Source organism: Bacillus sp. 05T31, from assembly GCF_056396725.1.
In genome coordinates, this window is sequence record NZ_JBFTMA010001129.1 from 1 (window position 1) to 853 (window position 853).

Here is an 853-nt window from a genome sequence, read left to right on the forward strand (position 1 = left end):
CACCATATCAGAGTGCCCCTGAATGATAATAGCTGGAACATTCTCATAACCAGAAGTAGCTTCTTTTTTTATAATGACATTTAACGCTTCGTCTTGAATAACTTCTAAATTACGTTCCTTTGCGAAACTCACTAAGTAATCACTAATTTCTTTTTCATTACCGGATCCTCTAGGAATCTTTGAAATTTCTGCAAAATGATAAAATACAGGGTGCTTTGTTAATTGTTCTAAAGTAGTATACATTTTTAAGCTCCTCTCCAATTGACAAAATAATATGTACGTCCTTTATTATTATACCATGATTCATTATTTTACTTTTATTTTAAGATTTCAAAAATTCATTATAACCTATTCATTCCATCCTCATATTTTTTAATTTAGTGTAAATAAGCTATACTCTTACAAGATTGTAAGAGTGCTGTAATCAAAATCGATTTTTCTATTTAAAAAATAACCGTATACTTTAAATACATAATTTAAAGGAGATAATGAAAATGAAAAATTTTTATCTGTTATTACACTAAGTTTATTATTTTGCAACTTAACTATCCGAAAGAGCTTCTCTAAATAGAATCGGTAAGGATGTATATTACATACAGATAAAAGGTGAAGGGTTTATTGAAAAGATAGAAGGTAGAAACTAACGGAACTACACATTGCCGGCATATGATGAAGATGGAGTAAGAAAACAAATTACATTTAGAAGTAAAAAACAATCAAACGATCAAAAATTAAATGAAAAGGCATTTTTGTGCATTTATGTAGACCAAGAAAATAAAGATAAAAATGAAATATCATCGATTGAAGTAAAATCCTATGAAGAAATTCAAAAAGCGGATTTACCTTTAAAAGT

At 27.8% G+C, this 853-nt stretch carries 2 pseudogenes; one reads left to right on the forward strand and one right to left on the reverse strand.

Annotated features, from left to right (window positions below):
* Positions 1 to 243 (reverse strand): annotated as a pseudogene (locus tag AC1DJR_RS31835) (aminoacyl-histidine dipeptidase); the annotation flags it as partial.
* Between the two features lie 271 nt (positions 244 to 514).
* On the opposite strand from AC1DJR_RS31835, the pseudogene AC1DJR_RS31840 reads away from it, so the two are divergent.
* Positions 515 to 853: pseudogene (locus AC1DJR_RS31840) on the forward strand (DUF1093 domain-containing protein); the annotation flags it as partial.